At 52.6% G+C, this 21,294-nt stretch carries 19 protein-coding genes; 9 read left to right on the forward strand and 10 right to left on the reverse strand.

What is annotated here, in order from left to right:
- Positions 1-118 precede the first annotated feature (118 nt).
- From malM to malK, 3 genes are all read right to left on the reverse strand, one after another.
- Positions 119-1,066, reverse strand: coding sequence for a maltose operon protein MalM (gene malM / locus FDW92_RS22735; protein WP_042313006.1), 948 nt, complete (start codon positions 1,064-1,066; stop codon positions 119-121).
- Between the two features lie 113 nt (positions 1,067-1,179).
- Positions 1,180-2,523 (reverse strand): maltoporin, encoded by a 1,344-nt coding sequence (locus FDW92_RS22740; protein ID WP_042313008.1) that lies wholly within the window; start codon positions 2,521-2,523, stop codon positions 1,180-1,182.
- Between the two features lie 90 nt (positions 2,524-2,613).
- Positions 2,614-3,723, reverse strand: coding sequence for a maltose/maltodextrin ABC transporter ATP-binding protein MalK (malK, locus tag FDW92_RS22745; protein ID WP_038636246.1), 1,110 nt, complete (start codon positions 3,721-3,723; stop codon positions 2,614-2,616).
- Between the two features lie 360 nt (positions 3,724-4,083).
- On the opposite strand from malK, the gene malE reads away from it, so the two are divergent.
- The 4 genes from malE (at position 4,084) to xylE (ending at position 9,653) form a co-directional block, all read left to right on the forward strand.
- Positions 4,084-5,274 (forward strand): maltose/maltodextrin ABC transporter substrate-binding protein MalE, encoded by a 1,191-nt coding sequence (malE, locus tag FDW92_RS22750; RefSeq protein WP_042313011.1) that lies wholly within the window; start codon positions 4,084-4,086, stop codon positions 5,272-5,274.
- Positions 5,275-5,404: 130 nt separating this feature from the next.
- Positions 5,405-6,949 (forward strand): maltose ABC transporter permease MalF, encoded by a 1,545-nt coding sequence (malF, locus tag FDW92_RS22755; protein ID WP_042313014.1) that lies wholly within the window; start codon positions 5,405-5,407, stop codon positions 6,947-6,949.
- 14 nt (positions 6,950-6,963) lie between these two features.
- On the forward strand, positions 6,964-7,854 hold the full coding sequence (gene malG, locus FDW92_RS22760; protein ID WP_038636242.1) for a maltose ABC transporter permease MalG: 891 nt from the start codon (positions 6,964-6,966) through the stop codon (positions 7,852-7,854).
- Between the two features lie 323 nt (positions 7,855-8,177).
- Complete coding sequence (xylE, locus tag FDW92_RS22765) at positions 8,178-9,653, forward strand: D-xylose transporter XylE (protein ID WP_042313016.1); 1,476 nt, start codon at positions 8,178-8,180, stop codon at positions 9,651-9,653.
- 45 nt (positions 9,654-9,698) lie between these two features.
- Here xylE and psiE read toward each other — a convergent pair whose 3' ends face one another.
- The gene (gene psiE / locus FDW92_RS22770) at positions 9,699-10,109 is read right to left on the reverse strand and encodes a phosphate-starvation-inducible protein PsiE (protein ID WP_003031674.1); all 411 of its coding nucleotides are present in this window, start codon (positions 10,107-10,109) and stop codon (positions 9,699-9,701) included.
- A gap of 139 nt (positions 10,110-10,248) precedes the next feature.
- Here psiE and FDW92_RS22775 point away from each other — a divergent pair, with 139 nt between their 5' ends.
- Together FDW92_RS22775 and FDW92_RS22780 are read left to right on the forward strand one after the other, a co-directional pair.
- Positions 10,249-10,758 (forward strand): GNAT family N-acetyltransferase, encoded by a 510-nt coding sequence (locus FDW92_RS22775; protein WP_042313019.1) that lies wholly within the window; start codon positions 10,249-10,251, stop codon positions 10,756-10,758.
- Between the two features lie 10 nt (positions 10,759-10,768).
- The gene (locus FDW92_RS22780) at positions 10,769-11,224 is read left to right on the forward strand and encodes an acyltransferase (RefSeq protein WP_042313022.1); all 456 of its coding nucleotides are present in this window, start codon (positions 10,769-10,771) and stop codon (positions 11,222-11,224) included.
- 74 nt (positions 11,225-11,298) lie between these two features.
- Here FDW92_RS22780 and FDW92_RS22785 read toward each other — a convergent pair whose 3' ends face one another.
- The 5 genes from FDW92_RS22785 to pgi form a co-directional block, all read right to left on the reverse strand.
- Positions 11,299-13,395 (reverse strand): YjbH domain-containing protein, encoded by a 2,097-nt coding sequence (locus FDW92_RS22785; protein WP_042313024.1) that lies wholly within the window; start codon positions 13,393-13,395, stop codon positions 11,299-11,301.
- Complete coding sequence (locus FDW92_RS22790; protein ID WP_042313026.1) at positions 13,395-14,132, reverse strand: capsule biosynthesis GfcC D2 domain-containing protein; 738 nt, start codon at positions 14,130-14,132, stop codon at positions 13,395-13,397. The genes FDW92_RS22785 and FDW92_RS22790 overlap by 1 nt, the downstream gene beginning before the upstream one ends.
- On the reverse strand, positions 14,129-14,767 hold the full coding sequence (locus FDW92_RS22795) for a YjbF family lipoprotein (RefSeq protein ID WP_042313028.1): 639 nt from the start codon (positions 14,765-14,767) through the stop codon (positions 14,129-14,131). The genes FDW92_RS22790 and FDW92_RS22795 overlap by 4 nt, the downstream gene beginning before the upstream one ends.
- A gap of 117 nt (positions 14,768-14,884) precedes the next feature.
- Positions 14,885-15,127: an exopolysaccharide production protein YjbE gene (yjbE, locus tag FDW92_RS22800; RefSeq protein ID WP_003826562.1), complete on the reverse strand. Its 243-nt coding sequence runs from the start codon at positions 15,125-15,127 to the stop codon at positions 14,885-14,887.
- A gap of 421 nt (positions 15,128-15,548) precedes the next feature.
- Positions 15,549-17,198 (reverse strand): glucose-6-phosphate isomerase, encoded by a 1,650-nt coding sequence (pgi, locus tag FDW92_RS22805; protein WP_042313030.1) that lies wholly within the window; start codon positions 17,196-17,198, stop codon positions 15,549-15,551.
- Positions 17,199-17,512: 314 nt separating this feature from the next.
- Here pgi and lysC point away from each other — a divergent pair, with 314 nt between their 5' ends.
- The 3 genes from lysC (at position 17,513) to FDW92_RS22820 (ending at position 20,297) form a co-directional block, all read left to right on the forward strand.
- On the forward strand, positions 17,513-18,862 hold the full coding sequence (gene lysC / locus FDW92_RS22810) for a lysine-sensitive aspartokinase 3 (RefSeq protein ID WP_042313032.1): 1,350 nt from the start codon (positions 17,513-17,515) through the stop codon (positions 18,860-18,862).
- A gap of 92 nt (positions 18,863-18,954) precedes the next feature.
- Positions 18,955-19,881 carry a ketopantoate/pantoate/pantothenate transporter PanS gene (panS, locus tag FDW92_RS22815; protein WP_042313035.1) on the forward strand — a complete coding sequence of 309 codons (927 nt, stop codon included), beginning with the start codon at positions 18,955-18,957 and terminating at the stop codon, positions 19,879-19,881.
- A gap of 143 nt (positions 19,882-20,024) precedes the next feature.
- Positions 20,025-20,297 carry a DUF3811 domain-containing protein gene (locus tag FDW92_RS22820; protein ID WP_003826541.1) on the forward strand — a complete coding sequence of 91 codons (273 nt, stop codon included), beginning with the start codon at positions 20,025-20,027 and terminating at the stop codon, positions 20,295-20,297.
- Here the strand turns inward: FDW92_RS22820 and rluF are convergent.
- Entirely contained in the window at positions 20,294-21,169 is an 876-nt protein-coding gene (gene rluF, locus FDW92_RS22825) for a 23S rRNA pseudouridine(2604) synthase RluF (protein WP_042313037.1), read from the reverse strand. The genes FDW92_RS22820 and rluF overlap by 4 nt on opposite strands.
- Positions 21,170-21,294: the final 125 nt, after the last annotated feature.

Raw genomic sequence — 21,294 nt, forward strand, 5'->3', positions numbered from 1 at the left:
CAAACACAATTAAGTGATCGGCAGAGCAACATAAGCGTAACAATTCGCACTGAAGGATAAAAAAAGGTGCGCCAGGAGACGCACCAGTTGTTGCAAAATCAACAATGTGGGGTGATGTTTACCCCTTGCCTTTTACACTGCTGATAAAGGTGGATCGGGCTGATTTGGATCCCAGACGTTCAGCTTCATCAAGCAGCTTCAGCGCTTTATCAACATCGCCTTTCGCCACGGCATCCTTAATCGCCTGATTAAAATAGCTTTCGGTGTCGTTCAGCATCGGCTCACTTTTCTTCACCGGCTGCGGCGCTGGAGCGGCAACCGCAGCTGCCGGAGCCGCATAAGTCACTGCAGGCGCTGCGGTATTGCCGACAGTGACAGGGCCAGGGCCGGAAGAACCGAACAGCGGCCCCACCAACACACTGGAGGACGAGCTGGTTTTGACTTTTAATTTCAACAGACCATCGGTCGTATGACGCGCGATCGGGTCCGGAATATCTGGAACAGCGTTACCGACGCCCTTGGCATAAGCTTTCGCCGGATCAAGCAGGGTCGTGGTCTGTTGGAGGTCTTTATCCGTCGTAAAGACCAGAACATACAGTTTTTGCTGGCCCAGCGCTGGCGTCAGACGCATTACGCCTTCCAGACGATCGGCACTCATCACGCCGGGCTCCTGGTAGGTGAAATAGCTGCTGGGGAAGAACGCAGATGGCGTCATGTTCTGATCAAGAATTAAGACGTTTGGCGCAAATACGCTGGTTTGTTTGTTTACTTCACTGGTTAGCGTCAGGGTCAACTCACCAATATTGGCCGGTACGCTCCAGGCCGCGACCGGACCGGTAATACCAGCAACATCCAAACGCTGGCCCGCGCTCGCAAGCTGCGTGGACTGAGTTTTGGATTGATCAACGGGCGTCCAGGTTAGCTGTTGCAACGCAGCTGTAGGAATAACAGGCGCCGCGGTAGTGTTCTGCGGAACAATATTCACATCAGCCAGGCTGATGCCAGGCGCGCTGGCAAATAACCCTGCAGATAAACAAAGGGCAACGAGACTTTTCTTCATTTTCATTGTTATCACCTCAGATAGCATGGGTTCAGCGGTGGCCAGGCAATAGCGCGCTAAACCGTAATCAAGAGGGGCTTACGCCCCTCTTTCGGTCTTTACGTCAGGTTAGTGCTGAATTACCACCAGATTTCCATCTGAGCACCGAAGGACCACTCATCGCTGTCACCACGGCTGGTGGTGCTGATACCAGAGTTCGTTGCAGCTGCGTATTTGGTTACGTCGTTACCATTTTTGACGTAGCCCCACTCCTCATCCCACTTGGCATAGGTTGCGAAGACACGAATTGCCGGGCGGGACCAGATGCTGTCGCCAGCCTGCCACTGTTGCGCGAGGGTGATTTTGTACTGGCTGTTGCGATCGCCAGTCTGCTGAGATTTGACGTTGTCGTAACCGACTTCCATCAGGGTGCTCATGATTGGCGTCCATTTGTACATTGGGCGGATACCGACGGTGTACCATTCGGTACCCAGATCGTTATCCATATCGAGGTTCTGATACATACCGACGTACATCAGATCCCATTTGTCGCCCAGGGAGATGGCGCCGTGGTCAAGAATACGAACCAGGCTACCGTTGTTATTAATAAAGTTATTGGCGACTTTGTTACCGTTGTTATCAACACCGGTAGAAGAACCGTAAGAACCCTGGTTCAAACCTTTACCCTGCGTGGTCATGGAGTCTGTCGCGTACTGAACAACAAACTTGTTGTAGCCCTTCAGCATGCTCTGGGTATGTTCAGCGGTGAACATCCAGCCATCTTTTGATGCGCCGTCTGCCAGGCTGTAATCATCTGTCGTATTCGCACGACCGTAGTCAACACCCAGTTCCAACATACCATCAGTGTTCGTTGCCAACTGCGCTAAACGAACGTCAAATACGTCGTTAGCGGTGTCTTTGGTACGATCATAGATATTCTGGCTGCTGAACGCGTATGAACCACCCGCTTCCTGAGAACGGCTCGCGGCCAGAGACAGTTTACCGAAGCCCAGATCGATGTTTTCAATACCGGCACCAGGACCTGAAATATCCCAGTAGTAGAAGTCGATCATGTGCACGTCATGACGTTGGTAGAAGCGCTTACCGGCCCAGATAGTAGAGCCTGGCAGCCATTCAATCAGGTTTTTACCCTGCACGTTGGCTTCACGGAAGGCTGGGTCAGTCCCTTCCCAGTCATTCTGCTGTGCTACGGAGTAGGCGACGTTGGTGTCGAAGTAGAAGCTCTTATCGCCTTCTTTCCACACTTCCTGGCCTAATTTGATTTCCGCATAGGTTTCACATTCGTTACCGAGACGGTATTTACTTTGTGCACCTGTTGCCTGGAAACATTGTTGTTCGCCGCCACTACCCGTCCAGCCGATACCGGAACGAGCATAACCATGGAAATCCACAGCCATTGCCTGAACAGACATAATGCCTGCTGCCACAGCAACCGCCAGAGGAAGTTTGCGCAGAGTAATCATCGTTCTATCTCCTGAGATCATTGCTTTTCTTTAAACGCTGCCACCTTCTAAAACTGCGAATGGTTTTGCGTTTCGTTTTTTATGGGGACCTTAAACGCCCGGCTCCTGGTGCAACCGACGACATGCAGTGCCATCCTCACGGAACAGATGGCAACGCTCTGGCGGCAGGCCGATAGCGAATGTGGCACCCTCTTCTACCAACACCACGTCGTTCTGGCGGTAAACCAGGTTTTGACGGATGGCGGGGATCTGGATATGAATTTGTGTTTCGTGACCAAGTTGTTCGACCACCTGGACTTCACCTTCGAGGGTGACATCGGCGATTTCGCTGGGCAGCAGATGTTCCGGGCGGATACCTAAAGACATATTGGCGCCAACCTGAACGCGGGCACTGTCGACGGGTAACCAGACTTGCTGGCGGTTTGGTAATTCAACCTGCACCTGATCAATCGCCGTTGCGGTAACTTTCACCGGCAGGAAGTTCATTTTTGGCGAACCGATAAAGCCCGCGACAAAGCGGTCGGCAGGATAGTGGTACAGCTCCAGGGGTTTACCGACCTGCGCCACACGACCGGCATCCAACACCACAATTTTGTCTGCCAGGGTCATCGCTTCGACCTGATCGTGGGTGACGTAAATCATCGTGCGGCCAAGACGTTTATGCAGGCGGGAGATTTCAATACGCATCTGGACGCGCAACGCGGCGTCAAGGTTCGACAACGGTTCGTCCAGCAGAAATACTCGCGGCTCAGCAACCAACGTACGGCCAATCGCCACACGCTGACGTTGGCCGCCGGAAAGCGCTTTCGGTTTACGGTCCAGCAGGTGCGCCAGTTGCAGAACTTCAGCTACCTGATTAACACGCTGGTTCATTACCTCTTTTTTCGCACCGGCCAGTTTGAGGCCAAACGACATGTTTTCCGCGACAGATAAATGGGGATATAACGCATAGGACTGGAAGACCATACCCACACCGCGTTCGGCGGGCGGAATGTCGTTCATCCGGGTCTCCCCGATAAACAGGTCGCCACTGGTGATGGTTTCAAGTCCGGCGATCATACGCAGCAAGGTCGACTTACCACAGCCTGATGGTCCGACAAACACCACGAATTCCCCTTCGTGAATGTCGAGATTGATATCCTTCGATACCACCACGTCACCCCAGGCTTTCGTTACATTTCGCAGCTGTACGCTCGCCATGCCCTTCTCCCTTCGTTACAACCTGTCATCGACAGCAACATTCATGATGGACTGACTATGCGTTATCCCTCACGGGCGTGAATCCTCCACCCCCCAGCTTTTTTATGGGGGAGGAGGCGGGAGGATGAGAGCGCAGCGTCTGAGACCCGGACCACCAGCCTCAGAGGAATTTCGTGATGCAGCTTGCAAAAATGGGTGGGGTTTTATGTGCGCCAGTGCGCAATACTCACATTTATGTAACACAGATCACATAAAGAGCGGGTGGGGCGTAGGAGTAAGGAGGATGGAAAGAGGTTGCCGTATAAAGAAACTAGTACCCGTTAAGCCACCTCTGCAAAATCACCAAACAGGATGGGAACTATGAATATCAAAACTGGCGCACGCATCCTCGCATTGTCTGCATTAACGACGATGATGTTTTCCGCCTCGGCTCTCGCCAAGATTGAAGAAGGTAAGTTGGTCATCTGGATTAACGGCGACAAAGGCTATAACGGCCTCGCTGAAGTGGGTAAAAAATTCGAGAAAGACACGGGTATCAAAGTTACCATTGAGCACCCGGATAAGCTGGAAGAGAAGTTCCCGCAGGTTGCCGCGACTGGCGACGGCCCGGACATCATCTTCTGGGCGCATGACCGTTTTGGCGGCTACGCACAATCTGGCCTGCTGGCTGAAATCACCCCAGACAAAGCGTTCCAGGACAAGCTCTATCCGTTCACCTGGGATGCCGTACGCTATAACGGCAAACTGATTGCGTACCCGATCGCCGTGGAAGCGCTGTCGCTGATTTACAACAAAGACCTCGTTCCAAATCCACCGAAAACCTGGGAAGAAATTCCTGCACTGGATAAAGAGCTGAAGGCGAAAGGTAAATCCGCGCTGATGTTTAACCTGCAAGAACCGTACTTCACCTGGCCGCTGATTGCCGCCGACGGCGGTTACGCGTTCAAGTTTGAAAACGGCAAGTACGACGTGAAAGACGTTGGCGTGGATAGCGCTGGCGCGAAAGCGGGCCTGACCTTCCTGGTTTCTCTTATCAAAAACAAACACATGAACGCGGATACCGACTACTCCATCGCAGAAGCGGCCTTTAACAAAGGCGATACCGCGATGACCATCAACGGTCCGTGGGCGTGGTCCAACATCGATAAGAGCAAGGTGAACTACGGCGTCACGCTGCTGCCAACCTTCAAAGGCAAGCCGTCTAAACCGTTCGTTGGCGTACTGAGTGCGGGTATCAACGCCGCCAGCCCGAACAAAGAACTGGCGAAAGAATTCCTCGAAAACTACCTGCTGACCGACCAGGGCCTGGATGAAGTGAACAAGGACAAACCGCTGGGCGCGGTTGCGCTGAAATCCTTCCAGGAACAGTTAGCGAAAGATCCGCGTATCGCGGCCACCATGGATAACGCCCAGAAAGGCGAAATCATGCCGAACATCCCGCAGATGTCCGCATTCTGGTATGCCGTGCGTACTGCAGTGATCAACGCCGCCAGCGGTCGTCAGACCGTCGATGCCGCGCTGAAAGACGCGCAGGGTCGTATCACCAAGTAATACAGTTGTGAACGTGCCGGATGGCGGCATACATGCCTTATCCGGCCTACAACGTATGTAGGCCGGATAAGCGCAGCGCCATCAGGCACGCTGACCAACAGGTTTTCATTGTTGTTGAGGATTGAACCCCATGGATGTCATTAAAAAGAAACACTGGTGGCAAAGCGACATGCTGAAATGGTCAGTAATGGGTCTGCTTGGTCTGCTGGTCGGTTACCTTGTTGTTTTGATGTACGCTCAGGGGGAGTATCTGTTTGCCATCATGACGCTAATTTTAAGCTCTGTTGGCCTGTATATTTTCGCTAACCGTAAAGCCTATGCCTGGCGCTATGTTTATCCTGGCGTGGCCGGTATGGGGCTGTTTGTCCTGTTTCCGCTCATTTGTACCATCGCCATTGCTTTTACCAACTACAGCAGCACCAACCAGCTGACCTTTGAACGTGCTCAACAAGTCCTGATGGATCGTTCTTATCAGGCAGGTAAAACTTACAACTTTGGCCTGTATCCGGCGGGTGATGAGTGGCAACTGGCCCTCACCGACGGTGAAACGGGAAAAAATTATGTTTCCGACGCCTTTAAATTTGGCGGCGAACAGAAGCTGCAGTTAAAAGAAACCGAGGCGCTGCCAGCGGGCGAACGTGCGACGCTGCGCATCATCACCCAGAATCGTCAGGCGCTGACTCAGCTAACAGCCATTCTGCCGGACGAAAGCAAAGTCATCATGAGTTCATTGCGTCAGTTCTCAGGTACGCAGCCGCTCTACTCCCTGGCCGATGATGGGACGCTCACCAACAATCAAAGCGGCGTGAAGTACCGCGCTAATAACGATATTGGTTATTATCAGGCCATTAACGCAGACGGTAGCTGGGGTACTGAAAAACTCAGCCCGGGCTATACCGTCACCATCGGCTGGGACAATTTCACCCGCGTATTTACCGACGAGGGCATCCAGAAACCGTTCTTCGCCATCTTTGTCTGGACGGTCGTGTTCTCAGTCATGACGGTGATTCTGACCGTGGCTGTGGGTATGGTGCTGGCCTGTCTGGTGCAGTGGGAATCTCTGAAGGGCAAAGCGATTTACCGCGTCCTGCTGATTCTGCCCTACGCCGTACCGTCGTTTATCTCGATTCTGATTTTCAAAGGACTGTTCAACCAGAGTTTTGGTGAAATTAACATGATGCTCAGCGCGCTGTTTGGTATCAAGCCGGCCTGGTTTAGCGATCCAACCACCGCGCGTTCGATGATTATCATCGTTAACACCTGGCTGGGTTATCCGTACATGATGATCCTGTGCATGGGGCTGCTGAAAGCGATTCCTGACGATCTATATGAAGCCTCGGCAATGGACGGCGCGGGTCCGTTCCAGAACTTCTTTAAAATTACATTACCGCTGCTGATTAAGCCGCTGACGCCGCTGATGATCGCCAGCTTCGCCTTTAACTTTAATAACTTCGTGCTGATTCAACTGTTGACCAACGGCGGCCCGGATCGCCTCGGCACCACCACGCCTGCCGGTTACACCGACCTGCTCGTGAGCTACACCTACCGTATCGCCTTTGAAGGCGGCGGCGGTCAGGACTTCGGTCTGGCGGCAGCGATTGCTACGCTGATCTTCCTGCTGGTAGGCGCGCTGGCCATCGTGAACCTGAAAGCCACGCGTATGAAGTTTGATTAAGGGAGATAACGACAATGGCTATGGTCCAACCGAAATCACAAAAGTTACGTTTATTCGCAACGCACTTAGGGCTGCTGATTTTTATCGCGGCGATCATGTTCCCGCTGCTGATGGTTATCGCCATTTCGCTGCGTGAAGGTAACTTCGCTACCGGCAGCCTGATCCCAGATAATATTTCCTGGGAACACTGGAAACTGGCGCTGGGCTTTAGCGTAGAACACGCGGATGGCCGCGTCACTCCGCCGCCATTCCCGGTGCTGCTGTGGCTGTGGAACTCGGTGAAAGTCGCCACCATTACCGCGATTGGTATTGTGACGCTTTCCACCACCTGTGCTTACGCCTTTGCCCGTATGCGCTTCCCGGGTAAAGCGACCCTGCTGAAAGGGATGCTGATTTTCCAGATGTTCCCGGCGGTGCTGTCTCTGGTTGCGTTGTATGCCTTGTTTGACCGCCTGGGCCAGTACATTCCTTTTATCGGCCTGAACACTCACGGCGGCGTGATCTTCGCCTATCTCGGCGGTATCGCACTGCATGTCTGGACGATTAAGGGCTATTTTGAAACCATCGACGGTTCGCTGGAAGAAGCGGCCGCGCTGGATGGCGCCACACCGTGGCAGGCATTTCGCCTGGTACTGCTGCCGCTTTCCGTACCGATTCTGGCGGTCGTGTTTATTCTGTCATTCATTGCCGCTATTACCGAAGTACCGGTCGCGTCACTGCTGCTGCGTGATGTGAACAGCTACACCCTTGCGGTTGGTATGCAGCAGTACCTCAATCCACAGAACTACTTGTGGGGCGACTTTGCCGCCGCAGCTGTACTTTCCGCTATTCCGATTACTCTGGTGTTCCTGCTGGCACAGCGCTGGCTGGTCAACGGCCTGACGGCGGGTGGTGTGAAAGGTTAAGTTTTATCGAAGTACCTGCCCGGCAACGGGCAATGCCACTGCAACCCTCAACTTATGTTATCCCAACCTGTGACTGTTATTCGGCGCTCTACGGAGCGCCCTTTTTTATGTTATTTTGCATTGCTGTTACGATTATTTCCTTTCGTGGCCCCCATCACTGCAATTATATTTACCGCCTGAAAACAGACAAATTAAACAGAATTAAGATCACAGAAAAGACAAAACATAATTGCAATGTAAAAAATGATAATTGTCTTCCCTGCCTGTTAAATCCACCATCACGACACTGATCAAAAGAGCTGTATCCTCTAAGGCAGGTCTGAATGAACACCCAATATAATTCCAGTTATATTTTTTCGATTACATTAGTAGCAACATTAGGAGGGCTATTATTCGGCTATGACACCGCCGTCATATCCGGAACGGTAGAGTCCTTAAATACCGTGTTTGTCGCCCCGCAACATTTAAGTGAATCCGCCGCTAACTCGCTATTGGGCTTTTGCGTCGCCAGCGCGTTGATTGGCTGCATCATCGGCGGTGCGCTGGGCGGTTATTGCAGTAACCGCTTTGGTCGTCGGGACTCGCTGAAAATCGCCGCCCTGCTGTTCTTTATTTCCGGTATTGGTTCTGCGTGGCCAGAATTAGGATTTACCACGATTAACCCAGATAATGCCGTGCCTGTTTATTTGGCCGGATACGTCCCCGAATTTGTTATTTATCGCATCATTGGTGGTATTGGCGTTGGTTTAGCCTCAATGCTCTCACCGATGTATATTGCAGAACTGGCTCCAGCGCATATTCGTGGAAAACTGGTTTCCTTTAACCAGTTCGCCATTATTTTTGGCCAACTGTTGGTGTATTGCGTTAACTATTTCATTGCCCGTTCCGGTGACGCTAACTGGCTGAATACCGATGGCTGGCGATATATGTTTGCTTCCGAAAGCATTCCCGCCCTGCTGTTTTTACTGTTGCTGTACACCGTACCGGAAAGCCCGCGCTGGCTGATGGCGCGTGGCAGACACGAGCAGGCGGAGGGCATTCTGCGCAAAATTATGGGCAACAACCTTGCCACCCAGGCCATGCAGGAGATCAATCAGTCACTGGAGCATGGCCGTAAAACCGGCGGACGTCTGTTGATGTTTGGTGTGGGCGTTATCGTCATCGGCGTGATGCTCTCCATCTTTCAGCAGTTTGTCGGTATTAACGTCGTGCTGTACTACGCGCCGGAAGTGTTTAAAACGTTAGGGGCCAGCACCGACGTGGCGCTCTTGCAGACTATTATTGTCGGTGTAATCAACCTGAGCTTCACCGTGCTGGCAATCATGACGGTGGACAAATTTGGTCGCAAACCACTGCAAATAATTGGCGCATTGGGTATGGCTCTTGGGATGTTCAGCCTTGGCACCGCGTTTTACACCCAGGCTTCCGGGCTGATAGCGCTGCTGTCGATGCTGTTTTACGTCGCCGCATTCGCTATGTCCTGGGGACCGGTTTGTTGGGTGCTGTTGGCAGAAATCTTCCCGAACGCGATTCGTGGCAAAGCGCTCGCCATTGCCGTCGCCGCTCAGTGGCTGGCGAACTACTTCGTCTCCTGGACCTTCCCGATGATGGACAAAAATTCGTGGCTGGTTTCCCATTTCCACAACGGTTTCTCCTACTGGATTTACGGTTGTATGGGTATTCTGGCGGCGCTGTTTATGTGGAAGTTCGTGCCGGAAACCAAAGGCAAAACGTTGGAAGAACTTGAAGAGCTGTGGGAACCCGCAGCAGAGAAAACCCAGCCAGCCTCTGCGCAGTAACCCTGACATACAATACGCCGCAGCCCGATTGCGGCGTGTTGTCTTTTACTCTCGCTTCAGCCGTTTAGAATTACACAGCCACAGAGTGATCACCAACAGCAGGATCGCTGCAGAATAGATCAGCACATCCATCGGCGCTTTATGATCGACGATGATCAACCGCACAATCGCGGTGATCCCGATATAGACAAAGTAGCGCAGCGGAAAGTGAAACCCTGACTGAAAGTATTTCACAATCAAGGCGATAAATTCAAAGTAGAGGAAGTAAACCACCAGCCCTTCCACCAGCTCATACTTGCTGGTTTGTTCCGGCGCGAACAGCACATCTGCCAGATGCAGCGTTTCTTTCCCCAGGAATACGACCAGGATCAGGCCCAGACTCAACAACCCCAGATTCAACACGGTCTGTAAGATGGTGGAGATAAACTCCACGCGCGGACGAGATAGCGACGTCATAACGGCCCCTCCTGTTCAGTAACAAGGTTCCTGTATAACGCAGAAATGTGACAGAGATCTACATTTTTTGTTTATGTTTTGTGCAGCTCAATAATAGTGCAACAATGCTTCTGACTCTAACATCTTGAACGGAATAGAAATGCTTAAGATTCAAATGGCAACCGTCGACGATGCCAGCTTGCTAAGCTCAATGGGCTATACCAGCTATCGACATCACTTTGCGCCTTTGTGGAAAAACCCGAGCGAGCTCGACGCTTATCTTGAGCAGGAATATTCCTTACCAGCGATATCCAGCAGTTTGGCCGAGCCAGGAACCTTCTGGCTTATCGCCTTTGCCGATGCACCGGTTGGCTTTGCCAAATACAGTCTCCGCCACTCTGTTGATCCAGAAGGGCGTTCAGGGGCATTACTACATAAGATCTACCTGATGCCAGATGAAACGGGCAAGCAGTACGGTGAGCAGCTTTTTGCCGAAGTTGTCCGCCAGGCCAAAGTGCAAAATGAGCAACGGCTCTGGCTTGAGGTACTGGCTGATAATCCTAAGGCACGGCAGTTCTATGAACGGCAAGGGATGACGTTTGTAAAGGAAATTGCTTTCACTACCGCCTCCCAGACCAGCATTTTGTACGTTATGGAAAAGCAGATTTAAGAGGATATAAATGGTGAATATTCGTCAATCCGCTGTTCGCAACGTCACGTGCGGTGAGAATGTAGTGGTTTATGAACCGGCGAACCTGTACGACTGCATACTGGAAGACAACGTTTTTGTCGGACCGTTTGTTGAAATCCAGGGCAACACGCAAATTGGCGCAGACAGCAAAATTCAGTCTCACACCTTCATCTGCGAATATGTCACCATCGGTTCCCGCTGTTTTATTGGGCATGGGGTGATGTTCGCCAATGATATGTTTCGGCAAGGAAAACCCAATGCCGACCGCACCAGTTGGGGAAGAATTACGATTGGCAATGATGTCTCGATCGGCAGTGGGGCGACCATTCTGGCAGTCACAATCTGCGATGGCGCAGTCATCGGCGCGGGAAGCGTGGTGACAAAATCGATTACCGAGAAAGGCGTGTACGCGGGCAACCCGGCAAAATTATTGCGTCGTTTGTAAATCGCCGGATGGCGGCATAAATGCCTTATCCGACCGGCAATGTAGGCCGGATAAGCGCACCGGGCGATCAAGCATTAACGGAAGTTCTCGCTTCTGTCGCTGGTCATATCATACAGACCAAACTTACGTCCAAGCTGCTGCCCACCGTCACGCGTCAACGGCGTCCAGCCAATCGCCGCACGGCTGCGGGTTGGGCCTGAAGAGAAGAGATCCAGCGGCACGGAAACGTACACCCCTTTGGTAAAATCACCCTCGCCATATTCATCCGGCGAGGCGTCGGTGATGGTCGCATAGCCTCCTACCACCACACCGCTGTCGAAGCGTTTGGCAATTTCCAGCGTTCCCCCCTTATCTCCCGCCAGATACTGGCCGACGCTGGCTTTTACCAGTACATCCTGAGCGAATGAAGGATTCCAGTAAGCCGTCAAATGCCCGGTCTTCACGCTGTAGTCGGTGAATTTCATCATATCCTGCGCGCTACGCCAGTCGCGCTGTTTCACATAGTTAGCGTCAATGCCAAACGCCCAGTTGCTGTCTAACGGACGATACAACACTTCTGCCCCCGCCCCGCCGTACATGGTCTCCAGATAACCAGCGTAAACCTGTCCGTAGAACCCGTTTCCGAGTGACTGGAAGTAGTTGGCCTGCAGGTTATTCACGTAGACATCGTTTTGTACATACTCACGCACGTGAGTACGAACGCGTGGTAAATGCGAATCCTGTGGCGGGTTGGTGTAGTTAAATTTGTCATAGTTATTGGCGAGGTTGGCGAACAAACTCCCGGTAGTCAGCAGATGATCGGTCACCCACCAATCCGCAGTTCCCATTACACCCAACTGGTACATATAGAAGTTTTCCGGGCCGCCCACCGACTGATTGAGCACCGGATCGATATGAAAATCAAAGCGAGACTTATCAATATACCAACCCTGCTCAGTCGTTTTCGGCACCACAGGCTCAACGCGTTTTTGCGCCAGTTGTGTTTCATGACCCAACGGCTCACCTTCCAGGTGTCGCTTAAGGCTGGAAACCTCCGTTTCGGTCGTCACCTGCGGCAAGTTAAGGCGATTTTCGGTAATACGGATCGTGCGGATCCCGTCGGGAAGATCGTTCATCACGATCCGGTTGGCGCGTTCGATCCCTTCACGCGAATCACGGTATTTCACCTGTTCGCCGGTCACATACAGCGTATCGCCCTGCACCTGAATTTTAGGATCCGCCAGCCCGGCGTTATATTTCAGCAGCGTTAGCTGATTCGCCACTACCGAATGTTGCAGAATCGCATCCTGCGGCTGTGGCTGATACTTCGGACGGGCGTTATCGTTATAGTTTGGTCGCAAGTCGTTGAAGTTAGTCCGCAGCGTGAACCCAAACATAAAGGTGTTCCCGCGCTCATAGCTGAGGTTAACGTCGGCCCAATCGGTGACGCGATAGATAGCGCCGACGTTAAACTTGCTCTTTTGATCCAGCTTGCCCGCAAAATCCTGCTGGTAATTATTGCCTTCATACTCCAGTTTCAGGCGCAGCGGCTGCCAGGGTGTCTGATATTCCACGCCGCCAAATAACGATGCCGGACCATGAAACATCTGACTGCCGTCAATAGAACCAGCCTGCTTGTAGCTGTTATCGCGATGACAGAATTTATCGCTGTATGAGCAAAACGGATTGCTGACGTTGCCGCTGGTGCCAAGATATCCCCAGCCCAGACCGAGCGAGAAATCAAACGGGCCCCAGGCTTTGTTCGCCACGATATACTCCGCATCAAACAGACCCGTCCCGCCGATATCCCGCGCGCCAACGGCCACCTGCGGCATCCAGTAGCTCTCTTCCCACAGCCGAAGTTTGAGATCAAACGCTTTATCCTTGTATGTCTGATCGCCAGAAAATGACTCTACGCTGCTGTATTTTTTGGTACGCACATCGGTATAGCGCAGCGTGGTTTCCAGCCAGGGGAACAGTTGCACCGACGCAGAGTAGTAGCGGTACTGATCGTTGTCCCGGTAGTTGAGGCTCATTTCCCCTTCACGCGCCATCCGTGCAGTCGGGGTTTGCAGCAGACCTACGCCGCCAAAATCGGACTGGGATGGACCAATGGGCGCAGGCCATGTTTCACCGTGACAGGCAACGCTTACGCCCAGCGCCAGTAAGCTGAGCAGATAAGTTTTTCTCATTATTCAGGTATCCGCTGGGTCAGGGTGTGAAGAATATCGGCATTGATTTCATCCGGGGTACTGCTCCAGAAGGCATCAGAGAGTCCGACAAAAATGATGCTGCCGGGCATCGGCTCAACGTGACGTTTGTTCCAGTAAGCGATAGGGACTTTTAGCGAGCGCCCATCGGGATAGATGACCCACGCGTAGCTGCGATCCGCATCGCTGAGCCGACTTTGCCCATCGAGATAGCTGGCGACATCACGCCCGGGCACAAACGGTTGTTTACCCGGACGGCTTAGCAAACCAAACAATGTGATATCCGTTGGCTGGGATCCAACCCATAGCGTGTAGTTGCCCTGCAACGGTGGGTTGCCTCGCTCGCTGACGCGCACCACATCCGGGTCAAGGTTAATTTTCTGTCTGCCGGTCACCTTCAGCGCCTGAATTTGCTGGCGTAAGGTGTTGATAGCCTCGGCATCGTCACCGCTTTCTTCAGCACTCAGCGCTGCCAGACGAGCCAGTAATGTCTGCTGTTGGCGTTCTGCCGCCGCCGTTGCCCGCTCTTCGCTGATGACCGCTCCGGGCCACCAGCTATTACTCAACCGCGGCTGTCCAACCAGATCGATCAGATGCTCCGCACCGGTCAATATTTTGGGTTCAGCGCTGCCTGCAATCATTACTTTGACATTGCCCGCAGCAAAAACAGAGGGTGCGCTCAGGCTAAAAATCAGCGCCATTACGGCTCGTTTCATCATGATTTTGCCGCCTTAATCAGCGTGGTTTTCACCGGGAAGAAGTTAGCTCCCAGATACTGTTCCGACTGACGGATTTGCCCTTCGCTATCGACCCAGTAGCGGTTATGCCAGCGCGTTTGATCGGTAGTTATCTCTTCATCAAGGATGCGCACTGGCGTTTCATCACTGCCGACCTGAATGCTGTCAGTGCCATCCCATGTGAAAACAGAGCGGGCGGTGGCATAGCGCACCTGCTGATGTTCAGTCCAGCCCATCGTGCGGGTCCATGTTGCGCCATCGGTTATCTGATTGGGTTTGATGAGCGGGTCTGCTGCCAGATTATTCACCTCAATCAGGTTGTCCCCGCCGAGCTGCGTTTTCACAATGCGCCCATGCTGCGTCACGAGAATAGCCTGATCCTGAGTCACCCACTTCTGCTGTCCGTTTTCTGCAAACGCGAGTACGACAAACAGCTGTGGACCACCATTGAGCTGCATATACTGGCTGGCGTAGGGCATGTTTTGGATTTCATCATCCGTCATCTGAACGCCGGGAGTACCAAACACACTATCCCACAGCGAATGGCCCAGCCCTTCGGTGGTGGCCGAGCACGCCTGTAGTAACAGGCAAACCAATATGAGCGCTGGTCGCTTCACGACACTTCTCCGCATTATTGCCGGGTGCGCAACGCTTACCCGGCCTACAAATCCCGCAGGCTTTTGGTAATTCAAAATAACCACACCGAAGTGTGGTTAGAATTAAACGTACCGGTATTACTGGGTACTGGTGGTTGTCGTGGTTGTGGTTCCGGTATTAGAACCATCACCACCACCGGTCGCCGCAAGGGCCACCCCCACCGCAGAACTTACGGTGCTCACGCTGGTAGCGGAGGAACTTCCTGCCGAAACCGACGCGGCAGCCGACCCTGCAGCTTCACCCACCTGAACGGGGGCAGCATAGACAGAGGTCGCCGCAAGCGCAGATATAGCCCAAAGGCCATACAGAACTTTTTTCATCACAAATTCCCTTCATTTAATGAATGGAGATTTACCCAAAAGAATTTCGGGCGAGATCGAGTATACACAAGCCAAAGTGTGCAAATTACGTCAGGCGGGAATTTAGGATAATTAGAAAAGAAAGCAAATCGTCATTATTAATTAATAATATTAAACATTAAAATCAATCAGTTAAAATATAAACATCAGATATGCAATATCCGTAAATTCCGAAAATAACAGAGATGGAATTCCGGTAAGTTAATTACTTTAGGATTAAGCTCAATTAGGGAGTGAAGTAACAACGTAAATATCCTGGAGCAATCTTATAAAAAAAGCCGATATTAATATCGGCTTTTATATTTCATTAATGCCGGATGGCGGCTAAACGCCTTATCCGGCCTACAAATGTGTGCCTGTAGGCCGGATAAGCGCAGCGTCATCAGGCGCGCCAGGACTTATAACGGTTAATCAAACCGTTAGTCGAGCAATCATGGCTGGTGATCTCTTTATCATCATTCAGCTCAGGCAGGATGCGATTTGCCAGCTGTTTGCCCAGCTCCACGCCCCACTGGTCAAAGGTGAAGATGTTCAGGATCGCGCCCTGAGTAAAGATTTTGTGCTCATACAGTGCAATTAGCGCCCCCAGGCTGAACGGCGTGATTTCACGCAGCAGGATGGAGTTGGTCGGGCGGTTGCCTTCGAACACTTTGAACGGCACCACGTGGTCCAGCGTTGCCGGATCTTTACCCTGGTCGCGGTATTCCTGCTCTACCACCTCGCGGGATTTACCGAACGCCAGCGCTTCGGTCTGAGCGAAGAAGTTGGACAGCAGCTTCGGATGGTGGTCGGACAGCGGGTTATGGGTGATAGCCGGCGCGATGAAATCGCACGGTACCATTTTGGTGCCCTGGTGAATCAGCTGGTAGAACGCATGCTGGCCGTTAGTCCCCGGCTCACCCCAGATAATTGGGCCCGTCTGGTAGTCCACCGCGTTGCCGTTACGGTCAACGTATTTACCGTTGGATTCCATATTGCCCTGCTGGAAGTAGGCCGCGAAACGGTGCATATACTGGTCGTACGGCAGGATCGCTTCGGTTTCAGCGCCGAAGAAGTTGTTGTACCAGATCCCGATCAGCGCCAGCAGCACCGGCAGGTTTTTCTCCGCCGGGGTAGTGGAGAAGTGTTTGTCCATCGCATGCGCGCCGGACAGCAGCTCAACGAAGTTATCGAAACCAACGGACAGGATGATCGACAGACCAATTGCTGACCACAGAGAGTAACGACCGCCAACCCAGTCCCAGAACTCAAACATGTTGGCGGTATCAATACCGAATTCGCCGACCGCTTTCGCGTTAGTGGAGAGGGCTGCGAAGTGCTTGGCAACGTGTTTTTCATCACCGGCGGTTTTCAGGAACCAGTCGCGCGCGCTATGGGCGTTGGTCATGGTTTCCTGGGTGGTGAAGGTTTTCGAAGCGACCAGGAACAGCGTGGTTTCCGGGTTCACTTTCTTCAGCACTTCAGCGATGTGCGTCCCATCGACGTTAGACACAAAGTGCATGTTCAGATGGTTTTTATACGGACGCAGCGCTTCGGTCACCATGAACGGACCAAGGTCGGAACCGCCGATACCGATGTTCACCACATCAGTAATAGCTTTGCCGGTATAGCCTTTCCAGCTTCCGGAAATGATCGCTTCCGAGAAGGATTTCATCTTCTCCAGCACCGCGTTCACTTCCGGCATCACATCTTTGCCGTCAACGATGATTGGGGTATTGCTACGGTTACGCAGCGCCACGTGCAGCACGGCACGGTCTTCGGTACGGTTGATTTTCTCACCGGAGAACATGGACTTGATGGCGCCTGCCAAATCGGTCTCTTTCGCCAGATCCTGCAGTTTGGCCAGCGTCTCTTCAGTGATGCGGTTTTTGGAGAAATCCACCAGCATCAGATCGTCAAACGTCGCGGAAAATTTGGTGAAACGATCGCTATCTTTCGCGAACAGATCGGCGATAGTAACGTCTTTCATCTCTTCAAAGTGTTTTTGTAGTGCCTGCCAGGCTGAGGTCTGCGTTGGATTGATGTTTTTCATTAGCAATACTCTTCTGATTTTGAGAATTGTGACTGAGATCGATTGTAACGCCAGTCACAGAAAAGTGTGATTGTTTTAATGCCATTGCCAGGGCATCCGCCAAACGAGGTTAAAAAGTATAGCCGTTATCAGCGTTGTTATTAGTACCGTTACTCAACGCAGTTGCAGCATGAAAAATCCGCATAATCCCAGCGTTGACAGTGCAAGCTACACATTTTATTTATAAATACGGTATTTGCATTTGCGCCTGCACCGGTTTCCGTTCTGCCTTATGTGCCATGGTCGCTCTATTCACTCCCTGACACGAGGTAGTTATGACTGATGTAGTTGTCTCCAAGTTTGGCGGTACCAGCGTGGCGGATTTTGATGCCATGAATCGCAGCGCCGATGTGGTGCTTTCTGATGCGAACGTCCGATTAGTGGTGCTTTCCGCGTCGGCAGGCATTACTAACCTGCTGGTCGCGCTGGCCGAAGGGCTGGAGCCAACCGAGCGCTTCGAAAAACTCGACGCCATTCGTCAAATTCAGTTCAATATTCTGGAACGCCTGCGTTATCCAAACGTGATTCGTGAAGAGATCGAACGCCTGCTGGAAAACATCACCACGCTGGCAGAAGCGGCGTCACTGGCGACCTCAACCGCGCTGACCGACGAACTGGTCAGCCACGGTGAGCTGATGTCTACTCTCCTGTTTGTTGAGATCCTGCGTGAGCGCAACGTCCAAGCGCAGTGGTTTGATGTGCGTAAAGTGATGCGCACTAACGATCGTTTCGGTCGTGCAGAACCCGACGTCGCAGCGCTGGCCGAACTGACCACGCTCCAGTTAGCCCCGCGTCTGAGCGAAGGCCTGGTGATTACCCAAGGCTTTATCGGCAGCGAAAGCAAGGGCCGCACCACCACGCTGGGACGCGGCGGCAGTGATTATACGGCCGCCCTGCTGGCTGAAGCGCTGCACGCAACGCGCGTCGATATCTGGACCGATGTTCCCGGCATTTACACCACCGATCCGCGCGTCGTTCCAGCCGCTAAACGTATTGATGAAATCGCCTTCGAAGAAGCCGCGGAAATGGCGACCTTCGGCGCGAAAGTGCTGCACCCGGCAACCCTGTTACCTGCTGTACGTAGCGATATCCCGGTGTTTGTTGGCTCCAGTAAGGATCCAAAAGCAGGCGGTACGCTGGTATGCAATAAAACCCAAAATCCACCGTTATTCCGTGCCCTGGCGCTACGCCGTAAGCAAACGCTGCTAACGCTGCATAGCCTGAATATGCTGCACTCTCGCGGCTTTTTAGCGGAAGTGTTCGGCATCCTGGCGCGCCACAACATCTCGGTAGATTTAATTACTACATCGGAAGTCAGCGTGGCGCTGACGCTGGATACCACCGGTTCAACGTCTACCGGCGATACGCTGTTAACACAGTCTCTGCTGATGGAACTTTCTGCCCTGTGTCGGGTTGAAGTGGAAGAAGACCTGGCGCTGGTGGCGCTGATTGGCAACGACCTGTCCAAAGCCTGTGGCGTGGGTAAAGAGGTGTTCGGCGTACTGGAGCCGTTCAACATCCGCATGATTTGCTACGGCGCGTCCAGCCATAACCTGTGCTTCCTGGTGCCCGGAACCGAAGCCGAACAGGTGGTACAGAAGCTGCACCATAATTTGTTTGAATAATATTTCATCACGCGATAAATAATAACTATAGCCGGGCTCGAACCCGGCTTTTTTATAACAACACAACACATTTCAATCGCAAGGAATATAACATGCTCGCTACTCTGACGCGGCTGTTCCCATTATGGGCGCTGCTGCTCTCTGTTATTGCGTATTACACGCCCTCCACCTTTACGCCTGTCGGGCCATTCGTGCCGTCGTTACTGATGCTGATTATGTTCGGCATGGGCGTCCATTTGAAAGTGGATGACTTTAAACGCGTACTCTCACGTCCTGCGCCGGTCGCCGCGGGTATTTTCCTGCACTATCTGGTGATGCCGCTCGCCGCATGGATTTTGGCGCTGGCTTTTAATATGCCGCCGGAACTGTCCGCAGGCATGGTGCTGGTCGGGAGTGTCGCCAGCGGAACAGCGTCTAACGTCATGATCTATCTGGCCAAAGGCGATGTAGCGCTCTCCGTGACTATTTCATCCGTTTCAACGTTGGTCGGCGTTGTCGCCACACCGCTGCTGACACGGCTGTATGTCGATGCGCATATTCAGGTGGATGTGATGGGTATGCTACTGAGTATTCTGCAGATCGTGGTCATTCCGATTGCCCTGGGACTGGTCATTCACCATTTGTTCCCACGCATCGTAAAAGCCGTCGAGCCGTATCTGCCCGCGTTTTCTATGGTGTGCATCCTGGCGATCATCAGCGCCGTCGTGGCAGGCTCCGCTTCGCACATTGCGTCCGTCGGCTTTGTGGTGATTATCGCCGTTATCCTGCATAACACCATTGGCCTGCTCGGCGGTTACTGGGGCGGAAAACTGTTTGGTTTCGACGAGTCGACCTGCCGTACGTTAGCTATCGAAGTCGGCATGCAGAATTCAGGGCTGGCCGCTGCGCTGGGCAAAATCTACTTTGGCCCGCTCGCCGCCCTGCCCGGTGCGCTGTTCTCCGTCTGGCACAACCTTTCTGGTTCGCTGCTGGCGGGTTACTGGTCCGGTAAACCGATTGATGAGAAAAAACGCCGCTAATTGTCGGCTGTAGGCCCGATAAGCGTAACGCTATCAGGCACAATGCGTGCAAATCGCCGGATGGTGGCTAACGCCTTATCCGGCCTACCCAGCCTCTGCACTTTGCCGTACACTGAGGACATCGGCTAACAGAGGGCACCCCTATGGCACTCCCCCGCATTACCCAAAAAGAGATGACCGAGCGCGAGCAGCGTGAACTGAAAACGCTGCTCGACCGCGCGCGCATCGCGCATGGTCGGCTGCTGACCAACGCAGAGACCAACAGCATCAAGAAAGAGTACATCGATAAACTGATGGCCTTGCGCGAAGCGGAAGCAAAAAAAGCCCGCCAGTTAAAGAAAAAGCAGGCTTATAAACCGGATGCGGAAGCATCGTTTTCCTGGTCAGCGAATACGCCCACGCGCGGCAGACGTTAACGCCCTTTCTTCTTACGCCCCGGTGAGGTAAAGCGTTTACCGTTTGCTGCCGGGCGCGATTTCTCTTTCTCCGCAGATTTTTCGATTTTCACTACCGGGCGCTTAATGCCTGCGGTTTTTGGCTTCGCTTTCGCCTTCGGTTTGGCTTCTGAGGACGAGTTCTCAATCAGCTTGAACAGATCAATCAGTTCGTCATCCGTCAGGTCGCGCCATTCACCAAGCGGCAGGCCAGACAAGCCAACGTTCATGATACGTGTACGCTCAAGTTTGGTAACTTCATAGCCAAAGTGCTCGCACATACGACGGATCTGACGGTTCAGCCCCTGAATCAGCGTGATGCGAAACACAAACGGCGCTTCTTTTTTCACCTTACATTTCTTGGTGACGGTGCCGAGGATTGGCACACCGGCCCCCATCCCACGGATAAAGTCATCAGTGACCGGCTTATCTACCGTCACCAGATACTCTTTTTCATGATCGTTACCGGCACGCAAGATTTTATTCACCAGGTCGCCGTGGTTGGTCAGAAAGATAAGTCCCTGGGAATCTTTGTCCAGACGACCGATTGGGAACACACGCTTGCTGTGATTCACGAAATCAACAATGTTGTCGCGCTCGCTGTCTTCGGTGGTGCTGACAATCCCTACTGGCTTGTTCAGCGCGATAAAGACCAGATCTTCCGCTTCACGCGGCTCAATCAACCGACCATTCACTTTTACGACGTCGCCAGGCTTTACCTGATCGCCAATGGTGGCGCGTTTACCATTCAGGAAGACATTCCCTTGTTCGATAAAGCGATCCGCCTCGCGACGCGAGCAGATTCCGCTTTCACTGATGTATTTATTTAATCGGATGGATGAGTCGGGCAGCATAGTTTCTCCTTTGACAGCGAAATATACCCTACCTTGTGGGCGATAAAAAATAATCGTGTTCGACTGCCTACGCACTATTTGTGATCTGTCCCAGCTTTTGACACAAAAGTGTTAGCAATGCATAC

The organism is Citrobacter sp. wls706, from assembly GCF_005281305.1.
In the GTDB taxonomy this organism is placed as follows: Bacteria; Pseudomonadota; Gammaproteobacteria; order Enterobacterales; family Enterobacteriaceae; genus Citrobacter; species Citrobacter werkmanii.